Here is an 18,835-nt window from a genome sequence, read left to right as displayed (position 1 = left end):
ATTGATTTCACTAGACTTCACCATTATATCGATTCATTATATTTTCAAACTTTTCATTTTGAATGAAAGCTTCTACTGCATCTGCTACATGTTCAATGACAGGTTGCATTGTTTTCATTTCTTCTGTAGAAAACTTCTGTAAAACATAGTCAACGACAGGTATGCGCGAAGAACGATCAATCCCTATACGAATCCGTTTAAATTGTTGAGTTCCGAGATGTTGAATAATAGATTTAATGCCATTATGGCCGCCAGCACTGCCTTTTTGGCGTAACCTAATATGCCCTTGTGCAAGATCCAAATCATCATATAAGACCAATATATCTTCTACATCAATTTGATAGTAGTCCATCAACGGTCTCAAGGCTTCACCTGATAAATTCATATATGTGAGCGGTTCTAAAAACAGTACTTTTTCACCAAACAAAAATTCAATCGTATACGCACCACGAAATTTTTGTTTATCTAATTTAAATTGATGCCGTTCTAAAAGATAATCTATCACTTCAAAGCCAATATTATGGCGTGTTTGTTCATATTTTTTTCCGACGTTGCCTAATCCAACGATGAGTTTCATTAAGTAACCTCCTTGCACTCGTCACGCGCTTTTAATCACTATTCCATACTAACATATTTCAAGTAACACCGAGAGCTAAATACTACAAAAAAAGACATAACAACGGCACTCGGCTCGTCATTATGTCTTACAGAATGATAAAGATTATTCTTCGTCTTTAGACGCTTCTTTATCTTCTTCTTCGCTTTCTTCAGTAGATTCACCAACAACTTCTGGTTCTTCTGTTTCAGCGTCGCTTTCCATCGCAGCGATTTCTTCTTCAGTTGGTTCTTCAGTTGGAACAACAACTGATACAACTGTTTCGTCTTCAGCAGTTTCGATTGTGAAGTCGCCTGATACTTTGATGTCAGCCACAGATAAACTATCGTTAACATCTAAGTCTGTAACGTCAACTTCGATTGCTTCAGGAATGTTGTCAGGTGTAGCAGTTATTTCAAGGTTGAATAATGGTTGTTCAACAACGCCACCTTCGTTAGCACCTTTTGCTTCACCAACTAAGTTTACAGGTACTTCTACAGTACGCTCTTCGCTCATGTTGATTGCTAAGAAGTCGATGTGTGTGATTTGGTTTTTAAGTGGATCGTATTGGTAATCAGATACCATAACTTTGATCTCTTTTGAACCTACGCCTAATTGGATAACACCGTTACGTCCAACTTCACGAATTAATTTGATGAATTCAACTTCATCAACTTTTACAGATACGTTTTTAGTACCGTATCCATAAACGACTGCAGGGACTTTACCTGCTTCACGGATTTTACGTAAATCACCGCGAGTTTGTTTACCTTGACGAATAATAGACTTTAATGAAGCCATATTTCGTTTCCACCTTTCTTCATGCACCTATGTGCAAGCACTTGCCCATCAACGATACGTTGCTTGCAAGTGTGTATTTGTCCGTAATGACACGAACAGAAATATTTTACACAAATTTTACATATAAGTCAACATCGATTAATCAAATAATACACTTACAGATTCACGTTCATAGACACGTACAATCGCTTGTGCTAATAGTTCAGCGACAGATAGCTCAATGATATTATTTGGTTTTTGTTCCTCTTTTAATTGAATTGAGTTTGTCACAATCAGTTCTTTAATAGCTGATTTTTCGATACGTTCTTTAGCAGGACCAGATAGTACAGGGTGTGTACAACATGCATAAACTTCTGTTGCCCCTTTATCTTTTAAAGCTTGTGCAGCTAATGTAATAGTACCCGCAGTATCAATGATGTCATCGATAATAATTGCAGTGCGTCCTTCAATTTCACCGACAATATTCATAACTTCAGCCACGTTCGGTTTTGGACGTCTCTTATCGATGATAGCAATCGGTGCTTTTAAGAAGTCGGCTAATTTACGTGCACGTGTTACTCCACCGTGGTCAGGTGAAACAACAACATATTTGTCTGGATCAATATCTTTATTTTTCAAGAAATAGTCTGCCAAAATCGGCACACCCATTAAATGGTCGATTGGAATATTAAAGAAACCTTGAATTTGAGGCGCATGTAAATCAAGTGCAATCATGCGATCTGCCCCAGCAGTTTCAAATAAATCTGCCACTAATTTTGCAGTGATGGGTTCACGACTACGCGCTTTACGGTCTTGTCTCGCGTAACCATAGTATGGGACAACAATAGAAATATTCGCAGCTGATGCACGTTTACACGCATCAATCATAATCAATAATTCCATGAGATGAACGTTCACTGGATTAGATGTCGGTTGAATAATAAAAACATCACAACCACGGATACTTTCCTCAATATTAATTTGAATTTCTCCATCGCTAAAACGTTTCACCGTACATTTTCCTAATTCTACACCTACGTGATCTGCTACTTCTTGAGCAAGGGGTTCATTTCCTTTTAACGAGAAAATTTTTAAAGACGAATTTTTATATTCGGTGTTTAACATGTTTTATCCTCCAATATAATTTAGGGTTTGGTAATTGATATTGATCCGTTTTGTTCATACATAGTCGTTATATATTTATTTTTTATCTTTGTTTAAATAACCAGGTTTCGTAGTTTGTCTTACTCGGGCTAACGCCAAGCTATCTTCAGGAACATCATCTGTAATCGTAGAACCTGCTGCAATTAGCGTGCCATCTCCAATAGTAACCGGTGCCACTAAGTTCGAATTACAGCCAATAAAAGCATCTTTACCTACGACGGTTTTAAACTTGTTAACGCCATCATAATTGACTGTTATTGAACCACAGCCAATATTAGTGCGCGCACCAATTTCAGCATCGCCAATATAACTTAAGTGAGAAACTTTAGCCCCATCGTCTAGATGAGCTTTTTTAACCTCTACAAAGTTACCAATTTTAGTTTCAGTGCCAAGATGAGTACCTGGACGTAATTGTGCAAATGGGCCTATTTTAGACTTTTGACCTACAATAGCTTCAGTAATCACAGATTGTTTAATTGTGACACCGTCTTCAATGACACTGTCGTGAATTTCAGAGTATTGACCGACCACAACATCTTCGCCAATTTTTGTATGTCCTGAAATTTTAACTCCCGCTTCGATAACGGTATCTGCTCCTATCGTGACATCCGCACCAATATATGTCGTGTCAGGGTCAAGTAACGTGACACCGTTCTGCATATGTGCCTCATTCGTACGACGACGGTAGAGACGCTCTGCACGACTCAGCGCTACACGGTCATTCACCCCAATAATTTCATCAAAATCATCGGTTTGAAAAATCGCCACGTCTTCGACATTTTGCTGAATTAAGGTTAAGACTTGTGGCAAATAATATTCACCTTGCGCATTGTCATTGTCGACCTCATGTAAAAGTTTGAATAACGTTGCATTATCGAAAGCAAAAATTCCAGAACTGATTTCAGTGATTTGTTTTTCTTCATCGTTCGCATCTTTTTCTTCCACGATGCGATTCAATGCACCTGTATTGGCATCACGCACAATGCGCCCATAACCAAACGGTTGCTCTGTGATAGCTGATAATACAGTGGCTTTTGCATTTGAGGCTTCGTGATGTGTAATGAGTTGAGATAATGTGTCACCTGTAATGAGTGGTGTGTCACCACAAACCACTATCGTTGTGCCGTCTAACTGACCTAAGTGTGTTTCTGCTTGCTGTACAGCATGCGCTGTGCCGAGTTGTTCTTGTTGAAAACTGTACTTAGAAACATCCCCTAATGTTTCTTTTACGCTTTCAGCACCATGACCTACAATTGTGACAATATCGTCAATGCCTGCCACTTTGACTTGATCAATGACGTGCGCAATCATAGGTTTTCCAGCAACTTCATGAAGTACTTTATATTTTTTGGACTTCATGCGTGTGCCTTTACCCGCTGCTAAAACGACTGCATGTTTTTGCATGGAATGAACCCTCCAGTTTTTTTACACTTCTACATAATTATAATTTAAGCGAAGTGTCACTTTCAAGACGTAAACAAAGAATTGAAGTGACTCTCCAATATTTGACTAAATCTTTTCATCATAATCACCTATTTTTTCATTTTTTGAAGTGTTTATGTATCAAAAATATTGATGATGTATCAATCTCTTCACACCTATAAAAGAAGGGTTTTATGGCTGTTGAGACCTTCAACCATAAAACCCTTTCTATCTTTTCGGAATTTAAGCTTCCTCGTTATTTTCTGATTCTTCTTGTTCCTGGTCATTTTGACTCGGAATGACTTCATCAGTTTCATCATATACTTTCATTACGGCATCTTGAATTTCTTGACGCATGTCTGAATTGATAGGATGCGCAATGTCGCGGAATTCACCATCTGGTGTACGTTTACTTGGCATTGCTACGAAAAGTCCTGAGTTACCTTCAATTACGCGCAAGTCATGGATGACGAATGATTCATCTAATGTGATAGACACTAGTGCTTTCATTCTCCCATCCGTTTGTATTTTTCTAAGTCTGACATCTGTCACTTTCATGTAGTGAGCCCCCCATAGTATATAAGTTAAAAAATGTAGTTAATTAAGAAGTTCAAGTCTGTATTATATATCCTTAACTTCAGCGATGACTTCGATTTCAATTTTAACATTTTTTGGTAAACGAGCGACTTCCACCGCACTTCTCGCTGGTTTATGCGATGTAAAGTACGTGCCGTAGACTTCGTTTACCTTTTGAAAATTTTCCATATCTGATAAAAATACGAGAACTTTAACAACATGCTCTAAATCTGAGCCTGCTGCTTCAAGTACAGCTTTCAAATTTTCAAACACTTGTTTTGTTTGAGTTTCTACATCATCACTGACAATGTTTCCTTCTAAATTTAAAGGGATTTGACCTGATGTGTAGACCAATCCATTCACAACGGATGCATGTGAATAAGGTCCTACAGCTGCAGGTGCTTGTTGGGTGTTAATTGTTTTCATGTTGAATCGTCACTCCTCTAATTTTCGAATTTAGAAAGGCAATTCCCCGCTTCGACTTTAAATGTTTGATTATACTCGTCGACATCGGATAAGCGTACTAAGGAAGTATAGTCCTCGATTAAGCGTTGCTTGACTTCTTTAGATTCTACAAGTACCGATACCCCTTTTACTTCTGCCTTAAACTCATTCATTAAATTGATAACCCCGTTAATTGAACCGCCCGCACGCATAAAATCATCTACGATTAATACTTTGGAATGTTCTTTTAACGTTCGTTTGGACAAAACCATCGTTTCAATTTTTCGAGTTGAGCCTGAAACATAATTAATCGAAACGGTAGAGCCTTCTGTCACTTTGTTGTCTTTTCTGATTACCACAACTGGCAAATTCAAAACACTAGCTACAGCATTTGCGAGTGAAATCCCTTTTGTCGCAATTGTAACCACTGCATCGAGTTCTTCTTGCCTATATAATGTCGCAATCAGTTTACCCACACGCTTCAATAAAGGGGGATTCCCGACAAGATCGGATAAAAATAAGTAGCCTCCTGGTAATAGTCTTTCTTTTTCTTGAAGCAAGTGAATGAGTTCATTGATCACTACTTTTGCTTCTTCTTTTTGCATTTCAGGACGATAGCGTACGCCACCACTTGCACCTGCGACTGTTTCTATCGTTCCTAATCCTTCCTCAACTAGCGTATCTTTAATAATTTGGACATCTTCACTAATAGAAGACTTCGCTTGTTTGAATTTATTTACAAAGAACGTTAATGGCACTAATTTATTGGGATGATTGATTAAATATTGTGTCATAAAGACGATACGTTCACTTCGCTTATATCTCATGTATCATCAGTTCCTTTCGTCGTTATCCTAACGTACGCACTAAGTAGACATCATTACAGCAGCCACAAATGGCATTATAAATGTGGCGTGCTTGTCGCTCACGTTGGGCAAATCCATACACAGTTGGACCACTTCCGCTCATGAGCGCACCATCTGCTCCGTTATTCAACATATTTTCTTTTATTTTTTGTATTTCGGGTTGTAAAGCCATAGACACGGGCTCTAAACGGTTCGATAAACTTTCACAAACGCCGATATAATCATTGTTTTCAATGGCACGCATGCAGTCTTCCGTATGAACTTCGAACGGTTGATTCAAATCGAGTCCTTGATAAATATCCGGAGTAGATAATCCCGATTGAGGTTTCGCCACAATCACCCAAGATGAAGGGGGGCGATCAAGTAGCATAATCTTTTCACCACGTCCCTGACATAAGGCTGTTGTTCCATAGACACAAAACGGGATATCCGAACCGATTTCAGCTGACAATTCGCTCAGTTCATCTAAACTGCGATTCAACTCAAACAAACGGTTCATCCCACGCATCGTAGCTGCTGCGTCACTAGACCCCCCTGCTAACCCTGCAGCCACCGGAATATTCTTTTCTAACGTAATTGTCACACCTTCTTTTATTTGGTACGTTTCTTTCATCAAAAGTGCTGCGCGATAGGCTAAATTACGTTCATCAGACGGAATATAAGTTTCGTCGACATGAAGTACGATTTTACCATCTTGACGTTTTTCAAATGACAATCGGTCATTGAGATCAATAGTAGTCATAATCATTTCTACTTCGTGATAGCCGTCTTCACGTTTAAACAATGTATCTAAAGTTAAATTGATTTTAGCTGGAGCCGTTTCATAAATCATACTATCATTTCCTCTTTTTATATGGTATTACTGTGATTTTACCATAAGTCTCATAGGATGCGTGTGACTCATAACGCTATTTTATAAAAAAGATCTCCTCGCCTCAACCTTATCTATTAAGACAGAATCAGCGGTTCAAATATACTGTTATCGCACACAAAAAAGAGTGCGACATTGCAATCTGATACGACAGATTACACGCCCACTCTTTAATATGTACAACTTATCAATTTAATAAGTATTATTGCGCCGTCGCTTCTTGTTGTAAGTCTTCCTCTACAAAGGATACGTGTACATTCTCTGTGAGTACATCCGCATAAGTATAGGACACACGTTCAAAATTATGTTTATCTTGGTCTAGTTCAACAATGAACACAGATGGATATGTTTCTTTTAACACACCAGAACGTTCAATTGTTTTTTTACGTCCCCCATTAGCTTTAAGTACAATACGATTTCCTAAATGACAATCAAGACTATTTTTGATGTCTATAATAGATTTTGGCATATTGCTCCACCTCGCTACTAGTGTAGTATAACACATTTAGGGCGCCTAGGTCAAGCAAAATTTTAATTTTATCAATGCGAGAATAGAAAGTCAATCATTTTATAATATCAATTTTGGGAAATTTTCCAACTCGTCATACAATCGTGCATATTCTTGTATTGAAAGCGTTTCTCCACGACGCTTAGGGTCAATCCCCGCCGCTTCTAACCATGCCATAATATCCGATTTCACACTTTTCCCCTCAACAAATAAGTTCTGGTAATTGTTGAAAATGGTTTTACGTCGTTGACTAAAAGCCCCTTTCGTCATTTTGAAAAACTGTGCGGTATTTTCTACTTGAACGATAGGTGTGGGTCGCTTCATTAATTTAACGACAATAGAATCTACATTAGGTGGAGGCATGAATACCGTTTTTGGGACCGTCAACACGCGTGACGTTTCCGTGTAATATTGTGCCACAATGGACAATGAGCCATACGCTTTCGTTCCCACTGTCGCGTTAAGGCGTTCTCCAACTTCTTTTTGCATCATGACAACATAGCCATCAATATTTAAATCCGCTTCGAGGAGCGATAATAAGATAGGCGTCGTAATGTAGTAAGGTAAGTTGGCTACGACCATGATTTTATCACAGTCACTTAAATGGGTGTGAATCGCTTCGGCCACATTCGCTTTTAAAATATCTTCGTTAATAACCGATACATTATCGTATGGGGAAAGTGTTTCTTTTAACACTGGTATTAAACGCTGATCGATTTCAAATGCGAGCACTTTTTTGGCATTTTTTGCCAATTGCTCGGTGAGTGACCCCATACCTGGACCTACTTCGATGACACCTGTACGTTCATCAATGCCACTTGCATCGATAATTTTGTTGATGATATTCACATCAATCAAAAAGTTCTGTCCCAAACTCTTTTTAAAACTAAAACCGTGTTGTTCTAACAATGCGCGGGTTCTAGATGGTGTAGCAATATCTTTCTCATGCATAAATGTGTTACTCCTCTTCTCCTAATGCGCGACGCACGTCTTCTTCTGTATATCCAAACGCATTGAGTTTCTTTAATAATTGTTTCCCATTTGAATGGCCGATATGTAGTTTCCGACCTATAATATCTCGGCGATGTCTTGCATCTGGCCCAATAATAAGCCCTAAATCAATCAAAACTGCTTTATCTATCGTTTCATGCGATTCAGATAATGGAGAGGAGACATGCATGAGCGCTTCACGAATCGCCTCAAATGACGCATGTTCGACTCCGATTTTTCCTCTTTTATTTTTGGCTTTTTCACGGTCAATATAGGCGTGTTTGACGCCCGGTACTGCATCTCGTATGATGGTGCGAATTTTATCACCTGGGAAATCAGGATCAGTTAACACAATTACCCCTCGTGTTTCTTGCGCTTGACGGATGACATCTAACCGTTCACGATCAATTGCACTCCCGTTCGTTTCAATCGTGTCGCATTCTACAGCCCGTTGGACACGCTCTGTATCGTCCCTACCTTCTACAACCACAAATTCATTGATTTTCACTGAGACACCTTCTTTTATCATAATGACGTATTTAAATGAAATAATCGTTCGGCGTTTTCCGTTGTTTGTTGTGCGACCTCTTCGTAGGTGATGCCACGAAGTTCAGCAATTTGTTGTGCAACGAGCGTGACATGTGCGGGTTCGTTACGTTTGCCTCGATAAGGGTGTGGGGTTAGAAATGGCGCATCTGTTTCAACGAGCAATCGCTCGAGGGGCACGTGTTTTGCGACCTCTTTGGGTTGCTTAGCATTTTTAAATGTCACTGGACCTCCAAGAGAAATATGGAAGTTTAATTTATGAATCACCACATCAGCAATTTCAGGTGAGCCACTAAAGCTATGCATAATTCCTCCAACTTCTTCTGCATGTTCTTCCATAAGTATATCCACGCAGTCTTGTGTCGCTTCTCTATTATGAATTACGATAGGCAATTTCACGCGCTTAGCTAAAGCAATTTGTTTTCTAAATACTTCTTTTTGAATCTCTTTAGGTGATTTGTCCCAATGATAATCCAAGCCCATTTCTCCAATACCGATGACTTTAGGGTGTTTTGCCAATGATTCAATCCACGCTAAGCGCTCATCCGTACAATCAATAGCATCCACTGGGTGCCAGCCAATTATGGCATAGATAAAATCATACTGGTCAATGAGTGCCATCGCGCGTTCAATCGTTTTCGTATCAAATCCCACGACAAACATACGATCCACCCCAGCTGCACGTGCGCGTTCAATCACTTCATCCAAATCTTCATCATATTGGTCTGCATTTAAATGTACATGTGTATCGATTAACATCCTCATTCCTCCTCTTTCGTCAAAAAAGAGTGAGACTGCGCTCAAATTGAATCAATTTGAAATTGCGTCTCACTCCTAAGTGTCGTTTCACAAGTCTAACTGCAATGTGTCGTTACTCGAATTATTTGATGATTGCTCCATTTGGAACTGCATTCGGTAAGCTAACGAGAGTGAGTACACCGTCTTTTTCAGCAGATAAAATCATGCCTTCTGACTTTTGTCCCATTAATTTTGCAGGTTTTAAGTTTGTAACAACAGCCACTTTTTTACCAATGATATCTTCAGGTTGATAAAACTTAGCAATACCGGAAACAATCTGGCGTTGTTCGTGGTCTAAGTCGACTTGAATTTTTAATAGTTTATCTGATTTTTTTACGTGTGCAGCATCAATAATGGTAGCTGCTTTAATTTCAACTTTGTCGAAATCTTTAATGTCAATTTCTGCTTTAGAAGGTACATCTTCTTTCTCAGGCTTCGGCGGTTGCATACTTTCTTTAATATATTCTACTTCCGCTGCAACGTCTAAGCGTGGGAAAATAGGTGTCGGTTTTTCCGTCACAGTGATAGGCTCCGTCAAATGACCATATTGAGATAGACTGTCAAACTCATGGAGCGCCTGATTGTTAATGTTCAGTTGTTCAAAAATTTGATATGGCGCATTCGTTAAGAACGGTCGTAGCAATACCGCTGCAAAACGTATATTTTCTACTAAGTGGGTCATCACGTTGCCTAACATGTCTTTTTGCGTTTCATCTTTTGCTAAAACCCATGGCGTAGTTTCATCGATATATTTATTAGTCCGACTAATAAATTTCCATACGGTCGCTAAAGCAACTGAGAATTGTAAGTTTTCCATGCTTTCATGGTAGGCTTTCACTGTATCTAACGCCATTTGTTCCATCTCGGCATCAAGCTCATGTTGAGGGCCTTGGTAAGCAGGAAGTTCACCATCAAAATATTTATTAATCATTGAAATCGTACGGTTCACTAAGTTCCCTAAGTCATTCGCAAGGTCATAGTTCGTACGTTCCACAAAGGCTTCAGGCGTAAAGACACCATCTGAACCAAATGGCAACTCACGCATGAGATAATAACGCGCCGCATCTAAACCGTAACGATCGATGAGCACATTAGGATCCATCACATTACCTTTTGATTTACTCATTTTTCCATCTTTCATTAAAATCCAACCGTGCGCAAACACCTTTTTCGGTAATGGTAAATCAAGCGCCATTAAAATGATTGGCCAAATAATCGAATGGAAACGTACAATTTCTTTTGCCATGAGATGGATATCTGCCGGCCAATATTTTTGGAACAATTCGTCATCGTCTGTCAAATAACCGAGCGCTGAAATATAGTTAACTAATGCATCTAACCAAACATAAACCACATGTTTAGGATTTGATGGAACTTTGACACCCCAATCAAATGAGGTACGGGATACCGCTAAATCATCAAGTCCCGGCTTAATAAAGTTATTAATCATCTCATTTTTACGTGATGGAGGCTGAATAAACTCAGGATGCTCATCATAAAATGCCAACAAGCGGTCCGTATACTTTGAAAGTTTAAAGAAGTAACTTTCTTCTTTCACAAGTTCAACTTCGTGGCCTGAATCTGGGCTTTTTCCACCCACGATTTTCCCATTTTCATACACAGGCTCTACGAGTTGCGTTTCTGTGTAGTAAGTTTCGTCAGGGACGGAATACCAACCTTCATATTCTCCAAGGTAAATATCCCCTTGTTCTAATAACTTTTCAAATATTTTTTCAACGACAACCGTATGACGTTTTTCTGTTGTGCGGATGAAATCATCATTCGAAATGTCCAACTTTTTCCATAACGCTTTGATGCCATCAATCATTTCATCTAAATAGTCTAATTCAGACATGCCTGCTTTTTGAGCTTTTTCTTGAATCTTTTGTCCATGCTCATCTGTTCCCGTTAAATAACGTACATCGTACCCTTGTAAACGTTTGTAACGTGCGATAACGTCTCCTGCAACCGTTGAGTATGCATGGCCAATGTGTAAATTACCGCTTGGATAATAAATCGGTGTAGTAATATAAAATGTATCTTTTACCATCAGCGCTCCTCCTCATTTCTTATCTTATTTAATATAACGAAATTTACCGTCTTTTTCAATCTTACAACTTGACATCTTCTCTTGTTTTCGCCAAGTTTACGCTTCTATATCGTGGTAAATATTGTAAACTGATTTACTCGACATGTCGCGTTCTTTTGCCACTTGTTTAATCGCTTGTTTGGGTTTCATATTTTGATGGATATAGTGGTCGACATGTTCAACAATCGAAAGCGTTTCAAACCACTGTTCGGCAACCTTTGCTTCTGCACCTTCAATAATAATGACAAATTCCCCTTTTAAAGGAATCGTTTCATCCAATAGAGGTAAGAGGTTTCTCACTTGATCCGTCGAAATTTGTTCGAATTTTTTAGTCAACTCTCGTCCTAAGGTAATGCGCCTTTCCGGGTCAATCTCTTGAATCACTTCTAACGTTTCTTTCACACGAAATGGAGATTCATATAATAACAACGTACTCTCTTGAAACATCCGTGTTTCTAAAATTTCCGTTTTTTCACGTGCTTTTCGCGGTAAAAACCCTATAAAGGTATACACAAATGAAGGCAAACCACTCGCCATCAACGCTGTTAGCCCTGCATTAGCACCCGGGATAGGTGTGACATCTATTTGTGCCTCACGTGCACGTACGACCAACTCATAACCAGGGTCTGAAATCAACGGTAACCCTGCATCTGACACGAGTGCCACCGTTTTTCCTTCTAATAAACTTGAGATTAATGATTCCGTTTTTTGTGCTTTATTATGTTCGTGATAGGACACAAGAGGTGTTGTAATCTCAAAATGATGACAGAGTTTTTTAGTGACACGTGTATCTTCACAAGCGATGACATCAACACGTTTCAATGTGTCAATCGCACGAAATGTCATATCCTCTAAATTTCCTATAGGGGTTCCCACTAAATATAGATGTGTCATGCTTGTGCTCCTTTAATCAGACGTAATTTATCGTGACGGCTAAGTTGTTTAATCGCATATTCTCGCTTTAGCGCTTCAGATTTTGTTTCAAATGATTCCTCATACATTAATCGCACAGGACGACGCGCCTTCGTGTACTTGGCTCCTTTACCTTCATTATGTTTCGCGATACGCGCTTTGACATTTGTGGCATACCCTGTATAAAGCGAATCGTCACTACAACGTACGATGTAGATATAATGTTTAGCCATAATAGATCGCCTTCATTTCATCGGTATAGTGCCCTGAGGCATCATACATATAAAAAGGCGGTGCCAGTTTTAAACCTTCATTGCCACCTTTCCGCCCTTCTACGACAATGGTCTGCGCCTCTTTACCCACTTTGCTATAAATCATATGTAATTGTTTTGGTTCGATTTGGTAGCGGCGCATTGCTTCAAAAATGTCCAACAAGCGTTCCGCACGGTGTACCATCGCCAGTCGTCCCCCTTGTTTCAATGCATGTCCGCTCACCCGCACACAATCATCTAACGTACAATAAATCTCGTGACGTGCAATTTTGTGTGCTTCAATTTGATGTTGGTTCACTTGGTTAGCTTTAAAATAAGGAGGGTTACACGTGATTAAGTCAAAAGATGAAGGTTTATAGCGTTGCGTCACATGTTGAATATCGTCGTGAATGATGTCAATTCGGTCGTCTAACGCATTATAGGCCACACTACGCTGTGCCATATCCACCAATTGTTCTTGGATTTCGATGCCAGTTATTTGGTTGTTCCCTTTTGCAGATAATAACAAAGGAATCACGCCATTCCCTGTGCACAAATCTAAAATACGGTCACGTTTTCTTGGAATCGTAAAATGTCCAAGAAGTAACGCATCTGTTGAAAAAGAAAATACGGCATCATTTTGAATGATTCTTAAATTTTCTTTCATTAAATAATCTAATCGTTCCTCTTGTGTTAACACGTTGCCACCTCTACTTCATTACAACCCAACCTCGTTTTGTTACTCGTTGTCTTTCATACTATTTAAAACATTTAAACAAAAAATGCAGTCTTCACCTTTTCGATGTTTCCCGAAGACGTCATGACAAATGTGAAATCCTTCATGGTATAACTTTGCGAAATATTCACGACTTTGCAGTTGCTTTGTTGGCCGCTTTTTCGTCTTTGAGGTTTCTTGTTCAGGAACTGTTTGTTGTTGAAGTAAAGACTTTAAATTATCATTTTCTGTTTGTAATGCCACGTTTTCTTCAACCAATTCTACCGTCAATGCTTTTAAAGCTTGCATATTATCTTGAATCATCGTCACGTTTTGCTCCAATTGCATTAAACGGTCGAAAAGTTCATTTCGATCCAATGGGCCTCTCTCCTTATTTAATTGTATTCAGTTCTTCGATATGATATTCAAGTGGTTGCTCCAATCCTTCCACCTTTACATGCATAGAAACATTGATGACATTCAAACTCACAACTTCTCCACGGCCTTCTGGTGTGTCGACGATTTCCCCAACATCTGGTAATTGTTCACGCGCTTCTTCGTACATATCATCTTCGTATTTAAGACAGCACATGAGTCGCCCACACGCGCCAGAAATTTTCGCCGGATTTAAAGAAAGATTTTGATCTTTCGCCATTTTAATAGAGACCGGTTCAAAGTCCCCTAAAAATGTTGAACAGCATAGGGAACGGCCACAAGGCCCAATGCCACCGAGTAATTTCGCTTCATCTCGAACACCAATTTGTCTCAATTCAATACGTGTTTTTAATTTTTGAGCGAGTAAACGGACTAATTTACGGAAATCAATGCGTTCATCGGCAGTAAAGTTAAAAATGACTTTCGAGCGATCTAATGTATATTCACAGTTAACAAGACGCATATCTAAACCGAGTTCAGCAACATACGTTTTACATAACGATAAAGCTTCATCGGCCGCAGATTCGTTAGACATTTGCGTCTCCAAATCTTGTTCAGATGCAATACGCAACACAGATTTTAATGGTTGCGCGACGTCCTCTCCGTTAATGGTTTTCGGCTCATGTTTGACACTGCCAAGTTCAAAACCACGATGAGATTCTACAACGACATGTGTTCCTTCACATAAATCCCCTTCACAAGGCGCATAATATTCTAGGGTATTCGCTTTTTTAAAATAGATTCCTACCACTACACACATGCGCTTCACCCCTTTACTTTAATTGCAATTTGCTCAAATACCAGCGTTGGATTCACATTTTGATTGAGCTTTTTATGTGCTTCTGTAATTTGTTCAATAATATACGTTAAATGCGGATAGCTTAATTGTTGTGCACGCATTTCATAATACGATTGAAGCTCTGAAAACGTAATACGTGCTATTAAACCTGATTTGGCATACATCATATCTTGGAAAAAAGCATTAACGGCTGCCAACGTTAACAATTGCAGTCGTCGGTTTTTTGCTTGTTTTAATAAATCTACAATCCCAATTAAGGCCATTTCACGTTGCTTAAGTAACCGATCACACCATTGTAAAATAGTTTTTCGCAATGTCACTAAATCCGCTTCCTCATTCAGTTGTTGCGCTTCTTCAAATTGGGTGGTATAGGTACTCAGTAATTCTGCCACCGGTTTAGTGATGTCTTCTTTTTCAGAGAGTCGCGTGACAAACGTCTCTCTCGGCATCGGTTTAAAATAGACATGTTGACAGCGAGAATGTATCGTATCTAAAATTTGTTCAGGCTTAGAAGAAATTAAAATAGCTACTGTATTCGTTGGTGGTTCTTCTAAAAATTTTAATATGCTATTTTCCCCTTGCACGGTCAACCGCTCAAAATCTTGAATCACATAAACTTTATAATCACTTTCAATCGGTAATTGATTCATGTGATGTACGAGTTGTTCAATGCGCTCTTTTTTTATCGTCGTTTCATCCGTTTTAACATAATGAAAATCAGGATGATTCATCTCTTTAACTTTAGTAGCACATTGGCTATTCGTCTGACATAAAATATGGGTCGCAAACGTAAAAGCGGTTGAGGACATCGCCTCTAGATCATCCCCTTCAAATAAATAGGCGTGCGAAAGTTTTTGATTTTCGTAGGCTTTAAGTAATTGATCAATCTCCTTCATGTCACGTCTCCTTTATTTTTTCTCGATGATAGCATTATGTGTATGTAACAGTAGTTTAAACATACCGATTTATGGGTGTTGCTTCAAAATGATTCTTCAAATAAAAAAGGTTGTACAGTCGTACACATTGCCTTAAAGACCCGCATACGCTGCCACAACCTTCGTTATCATCTAAAATTGGTGAAACGATTCGACTGGCATTACAAAAACGGTTGCCCCGCCAACTTCGACTTCAACTGGGTATGGAATGTAAGAATCTGCACTACCACCCATAGGGGTAATTGGAGAAACCAATTGTTCGCGGTTTCCACATGTATGGCCAATGACTTCTAAAATTTCATCTACACGATCATCATCGACCCCACTCAAAAATGTGGTATTCCCTGCGCGTAAAAAGCCCCCTGTTGAAGCAAGTTTCGTCGCTCTAAAGTTATTTTCGACGAGTCGGTCTGAGAGTTCTTGACTGTCTTGGTCTTGAACAATAGCAATTATCATTTTCATAGTCTCATGCACCTCTTGAACATTATTATAGCATATGTCATTCGCTTACTTCACTGAAGAATTATTAAAAAATGGGTGTGTATTTACAAATCATTATATACCATTTTAACACGCGATGACATTCGTTAAGGTCATGACATCTATGATTTAGAAGCAAGATGCGCTTGAATCACCGTCATGACGTCGGCAACAACATTTTCAATCGATTGCGTCGCATCAATCACTTCATACCGTTCTGGATGTGCTTGAATTAATTGTTGGTAACCTTCAATCACCCGCGCATGAAAAGCTTCATCCTCTTTATCAAGACGATTTTGTTCACGTTGATTTTGTAAAATACGGGCACGACCCACTTCAGCCGGGATATCTAAATATAATGTCACGTCCGGATAATGTCCTTCTAACGCAAATGCATTGATGGTTTCAATAGCATTCACACCAATTTCTCGAGCAAATCCTTGATAAGCTAATGAACTATCGATGAATCGATCACAAATAACAGTCGTTCCTTTGTTTAATGCGGGTAACACTTTTTCAACTAAATGTTCACGACGCGCCGCTGCAAATAATAATGCCTCCGTCCGCGCGTCCATCGTATCGCCTTCTAATAAAATGTTCCGAATGGCTTCAGCTGTTTTCACGCCACCGGGTTCGCGTGTCGCAATTACATCATAATCTTTGGATAATTGTTCTACAACTGCTTTAAGCACTGTCGTTTTACCTGAGCCTTCAGGGCCCTCTATTGAAATAAATAATGCCATTCTAGTCATCCTTCACTTTAATTTTGTCTTTATAGAGTCCTTCAACGCGTAACCCTTTATCATACCAAGCATTGATTAACGCTATCATAGATGCTGTCAACTTCTCTCCTTTTAATAACGTAGGCACGCCTGGCGGATACACTGTTAAATGTTGTGCTAAAGTGGCCCCTTCTGCCTCATGGAAAGAGATTGTGCGCGTTTGTTCAAATGTATCAGGCACATACTGCCCTTCTCCTGTGTATAAAGTTTCAAGCGCGAAAATATTTTGTCGCTGTTTGTCTGGAAGTTTCATTTGTTGAAGTCGTCGCAACAAATCCTCCATTGGAAACGTATCATTCGCATGCCACAAAGGAAGTATCCAAAGGACATGTTGATCATCTGCAAGCTCTGCATAAATATGCAATGATTCCATCCGCTTTTGCAGTTCATACCCTGATAATCCCGAATGATAAATGAGTAGTTTTAATGGATCATCCACAGTTTTTACGTGTAATCCTTTTTCTTTTAATGCCTGTATCACTTGATGACGCCGTTCAAAAAAGCGCCCACTTTCGTACGATACATAAAATGCATTTGCAGATTCTAAACTTGTCATCAATAAATAGGAAGGGCTTGAAGATTGAAATGTTTGTAATAAATGAATAACTTGATCCCGTCTAGGCGCCTTTTTATGTATATATAACACTGAACTCATCGTTAAACTAGGTAATGTTTTATGAAACGATTGGACGACATAATCGGCCTGAGCATTTAATGCAGAGGACGGGAACCCTTTTAATCCAAAATGAGCTCCATGCGCTTCATCAACTAAAACAGGAATGCCACCTTGATGAAATGCTTCAATCGTACGCGCAACATCAAATGTTTGACCATAATAATTAGGATAAGTGATGACCCCTAATTTACCATTATCTAGCTTTATATTTTCTGGGCGCGGCGTTAAATATTGATAAGTTTTTTCGTGAATCTCTGTCGGTAAAATGAATGCCTGTTGATGTCCTAAATCCAGCGCATTAAACACCGATTTGTGGACATTGCGTGCCATTATGACTTGTCCTGGTAAAGATTGAAACGCATGAATCGTCGCCAAAATACCACTCGTCGTCCCATTGACTAAAAAATAAGCATCATAATCCGAATGGCGTTGAATCGTCGCCATACTGTCTTTCAAAACATCTTCTGGATGATGCAAATCGTCAAACCCTGTTATTTCAGTAATATCATAGTGGCCTGATAAAAAAGATAAGTCACCAATCGTTTGATTTTTATGTCCAGGCACATGCATCGAGATGGGTTGTGCTGTTGCCCACGTCTCTAAACGTTGATATAAAGGACCTTTCATCTTTTATCTCCTTCAATTTATTTGAATATCTCTATCCTATCATTGATTGATAAACTTGACTATAGTAGGGCATCTCATCTATCATTACAGCTTAGTTCCCAAATACGTACATATGTTCTATAATAAAAGTGAGGTGAAATTCATGCACATTAATTTAGATTGGAATAAAGATTTTCAAGAGTTCCAAGACATTTTAAACTCTGGTATTCATCCTAAATGGCTCTATGCTGCAACGACGAATTTACTTTTAGAACCCGCCTATACTGGGCAAGGCAAACAATTCTTTTATACGAAAGATATCATCAACGCAAGTAAACATATGCCGTTTTTTTGAAATCATATACATGAAGGTGTTACGAATAAAATGAGTGACATTTTCAGTCCGACTATGCACAAGGGTGAATAGAAGGTCTTTAGTTTGAGTTCTATTAAAATAGCCACCAAAATTTATCTAAAGGTAAATTTTGGTGGCTATTTCATTAGAAAGGAAAAGGATAGTCTCTTCTATGTATATCCATTTTCAAACAAAAAAGAGACCTCTCGGTCTCGATTCGGCTCATCGCATCACTTATGA

The 18,835-nt window shown here is 38.9% G+C and carries 23 protein-coding genes; 1 reads left to right on the top strand and 22 read right to left on the bottom strand.

Features of this window, described 5'->3' with window-relative positions; all coding sequences use genetic code 11:
- Positions 1–10: 10 nt before the first annotated feature.
- From pth to G8Y84_RS09295, 22 genes are all read right to left on the bottom strand, one after another.
- Positions 11–577, bottom strand: a complete 567-nt coding sequence (gene pth / locus G8Y84_RS09400) for an aminoacyl-tRNA hydrolase (protein ID WP_037576985.1) — start codon at positions 575–577, stop codon at positions 11–13.
- Positions 578–721: 144 nt separating this feature from the next.
- Complete coding sequence (locus tag G8Y84_RS09395) at positions 722–1,396, bottom strand: 50S ribosomal protein L25/general stress protein Ctc (RefSeq protein ID WP_103159372.1); 675 nt, start codon at positions 1,394–1,396, stop codon at positions 722–724.
- A 138-nt stretch (positions 1,397–1,534) separates the two neighbouring features.
- Entirely contained in the window at positions 1,535–2,500 is a 966-nt protein-coding gene (locus G8Y84_RS09390) for a ribose-phosphate diphosphokinase (RefSeq protein ID WP_037576991.1), read from the bottom strand.
- 75 nt (positions 2,501–2,575) lie between these two features.
- Entirely contained in the window at positions 2,576–3,943 is a 1,368-nt protein-coding gene (glmU, locus tag G8Y84_RS09385; RefSeq protein WP_165806324.1) for a bifunctional UDP-N-acetylglucosamine diphosphorylase/glucosamine-1-phosphate N-acetyltransferase GlmU, read from the bottom strand.
- A gap of 261 nt (positions 3,944–4,204) precedes the next feature.
- Positions 4,205–4,519 carry a septation regulator SpoVG gene (spoVG, locus tag G8Y84_RS09380; RefSeq protein ID WP_037576996.1) on the bottom strand — a complete coding sequence of 105 codons (315 nt, stop codon included), beginning with the start codon at positions 4,517–4,519 and terminating at the stop codon, positions 4,205–4,207.
- A 63-nt stretch (positions 4,520–4,582) separates the two neighbouring features.
- Positions 4,583–4,963 carry a RidA family protein gene (locus G8Y84_RS09375; protein WP_037576999.1) on the bottom strand — a complete coding sequence of 127 codons (381 nt, stop codon included), beginning with the start codon at positions 4,961–4,963 and terminating at the stop codon, positions 4,583–4,585.
- Positions 4,964–4,980: 17 nt separating this feature from the next.
- Complete coding sequence (gene purR, locus G8Y84_RS09370) at positions 4,981–5,808, bottom strand: pur operon repressor (protein WP_037577001.1); 828 nt, start codon at positions 5,806–5,808, stop codon at positions 4,981–4,983.
- 22 nt (positions 5,809–5,830) lie between these two features.
- Entirely contained in the window at positions 5,831–6,679 is an 849-nt protein-coding gene (ispE, locus tag G8Y84_RS09365) for a 4-(cytidine 5'-diphospho)-2-C-methyl-D-erythritol kinase (protein ID WP_037577004.1), read from the bottom strand.
- Between the two features lie 241 nt (positions 6,680–6,920).
- Positions 6,921–7,187, bottom strand: coding sequence for a biofilm formation stimulator Veg (gene veg, locus G8Y84_RS09360; RefSeq protein WP_105997009.1), 267 nt, complete (start codon positions 7,185–7,187; stop codon positions 6,921–6,923).
- Positions 7,188–7,286: 99 nt separating this feature from the next.
- Positions 7,287–8,177, bottom strand: coding sequence for a 16S rRNA (adenine(1518)-N(6)/adenine(1519)-N(6))-dimethyltransferase RsmA (rsmA, locus tag G8Y84_RS09355; RefSeq protein WP_103159375.1), 891 nt, complete (start codon positions 8,175–8,177; stop codon positions 7,287–7,289).
- 7 nt (positions 8,178–8,184) lie between these two features.
- Positions 8,185–8,724, bottom strand: a complete 540-nt coding sequence (gene rnmV / locus G8Y84_RS09350; protein WP_037577013.1) for a ribonuclease M5 — start codon at positions 8,722–8,724, stop codon at positions 8,185–8,187.
- Between the two features lie 17 nt (positions 8,725–8,741).
- Positions 8,742–9,521: a TatD family hydrolase gene (locus tag G8Y84_RS09345; RefSeq protein ID WP_105963478.1), complete on the bottom strand. Its 780-nt coding sequence runs from the start codon at positions 9,519–9,521 to the stop codon at positions 8,742–8,744.
- A gap of 121 nt (positions 9,522–9,642) precedes the next feature.
- A complete protein-coding gene (gene metG, locus G8Y84_RS09340; RefSeq protein ID WP_037577021.1) occupies positions 9,643–11,610 on the bottom strand; it encodes a methionine--tRNA ligase in 1,968 nt (655 codons plus the stop codon).
- 96 nt (positions 11,611–11,706) lie between these two features.
- Complete coding sequence (gene rsmI, locus G8Y84_RS09335; protein WP_037577026.1) at positions 11,707–12,543, bottom strand: 16S rRNA (cytidine(1402)-2'-O)-methyltransferase; 837 nt, start codon at positions 12,541–12,543, stop codon at positions 11,707–11,709.
- Positions 12,540–12,794: a GIY-YIG nuclease family protein gene (locus tag G8Y84_RS09330; RefSeq protein WP_037577030.1), complete on the bottom strand. Its 255-nt coding sequence runs from the start codon at positions 12,792–12,794 to the stop codon at positions 12,540–12,542. The genes rsmI and G8Y84_RS09330 overlap by 4 nt, the downstream gene beginning before the upstream one ends.
- Positions 12,787–13,512: a methyltransferase gene (locus tag G8Y84_RS09325; RefSeq protein WP_165806323.1), complete on the bottom strand. Its 726-nt coding sequence runs from the start codon at positions 13,510–13,512 to the stop codon at positions 12,787–12,789. The genes G8Y84_RS09330 and G8Y84_RS09325 overlap by 8 nt, the downstream gene beginning before the upstream one ends.
- 39 nt (positions 13,513–13,551) lie before the next feature.
- On the bottom strand, positions 13,552–13,905 hold the full coding sequence (yabA, locus tag G8Y84_RS09320) for a DNA replication initiation control protein YabA (RefSeq protein ID WP_037577040.1): 354 nt from the start codon (positions 13,903–13,905) through the stop codon (positions 13,552–13,554).
- A 13-nt stretch (positions 13,906–13,918) separates the two neighbouring features.
- The gene (locus G8Y84_RS09315; protein ID WP_105997008.1) at positions 13,919–14,722 is read right to left on the bottom strand and encodes a PSP1 domain-containing protein; all 804 of its coding nucleotides are present in this window, start codon (positions 14,720–14,722) and stop codon (positions 13,919–13,921) included.
- 5 nt (positions 14,723–14,727) lie between these two features.
- Complete coding sequence (locus G8Y84_RS09310) at positions 14,728–15,657, bottom strand: DNA polymerase III subunit delta' C-terminal domain-containing protein (protein WP_037577050.1); 930 nt, start codon at positions 15,655–15,657, stop codon at positions 14,728–14,730.
- Positions 15,658–15,828: 171 nt separating this feature from the next.
- The gene (locus tag G8Y84_RS09305) at positions 15,829–16,158 is read right to left on the bottom strand and encodes a cyclic-di-AMP receptor (RefSeq protein WP_037577055.1); all 330 of its coding nucleotides are present in this window, start codon (positions 16,156–16,158) and stop codon (positions 15,829–15,831) included.
- 140 nt (positions 16,159–16,298) lie between these two features.
- The gene (gene tmk, locus G8Y84_RS09300; protein WP_119505407.1) at positions 16,299–16,919 is read right to left on the bottom strand and encodes a dTMP kinase; all 621 of its coding nucleotides are present in this window, start codon (positions 16,917–16,919) and stop codon (positions 16,299–16,301) included.
- A 1-nt stretch (position 16,920) separates the two neighbouring features.
- On the bottom strand, positions 16,921–18,261 hold the full coding sequence (locus G8Y84_RS09295) for an Orn/Lys/Arg family decarboxylase (RefSeq protein ID WP_103159381.1): 1,341 nt from the start codon (positions 18,259–18,261) through the stop codon (positions 16,921–16,923).
- A gap of 142 nt (positions 18,262–18,403) precedes the next feature.
- Here G8Y84_RS09295 and G8Y84_RS09290 point away from each other — a divergent pair, with 142 nt between their 5' ends.
- A complete protein-coding gene (locus G8Y84_RS09290; RefSeq protein WP_037577070.1) occupies positions 18,404–18,595 on the top strand; it encodes a hypothetical protein in 192 nt (63 codons plus the stop codon).
- Positions 18,596–18,835 lie beyond the last annotated feature (240 nt).

Source organism: Staphylococcus sp. 11511212 (assembly GCF_011394755.1).
Classification (GTDB): domain Bacteria; phylum Bacillota; class Bacilli; order Staphylococcales; family Staphylococcaceae; genus Staphylococcus; species Staphylococcus chromogenes.
The sequence above is the reverse complement of the archived record's forward strand: the minus strand, read 5'-3'. Positions and strand labels throughout refer to the sequence as shown.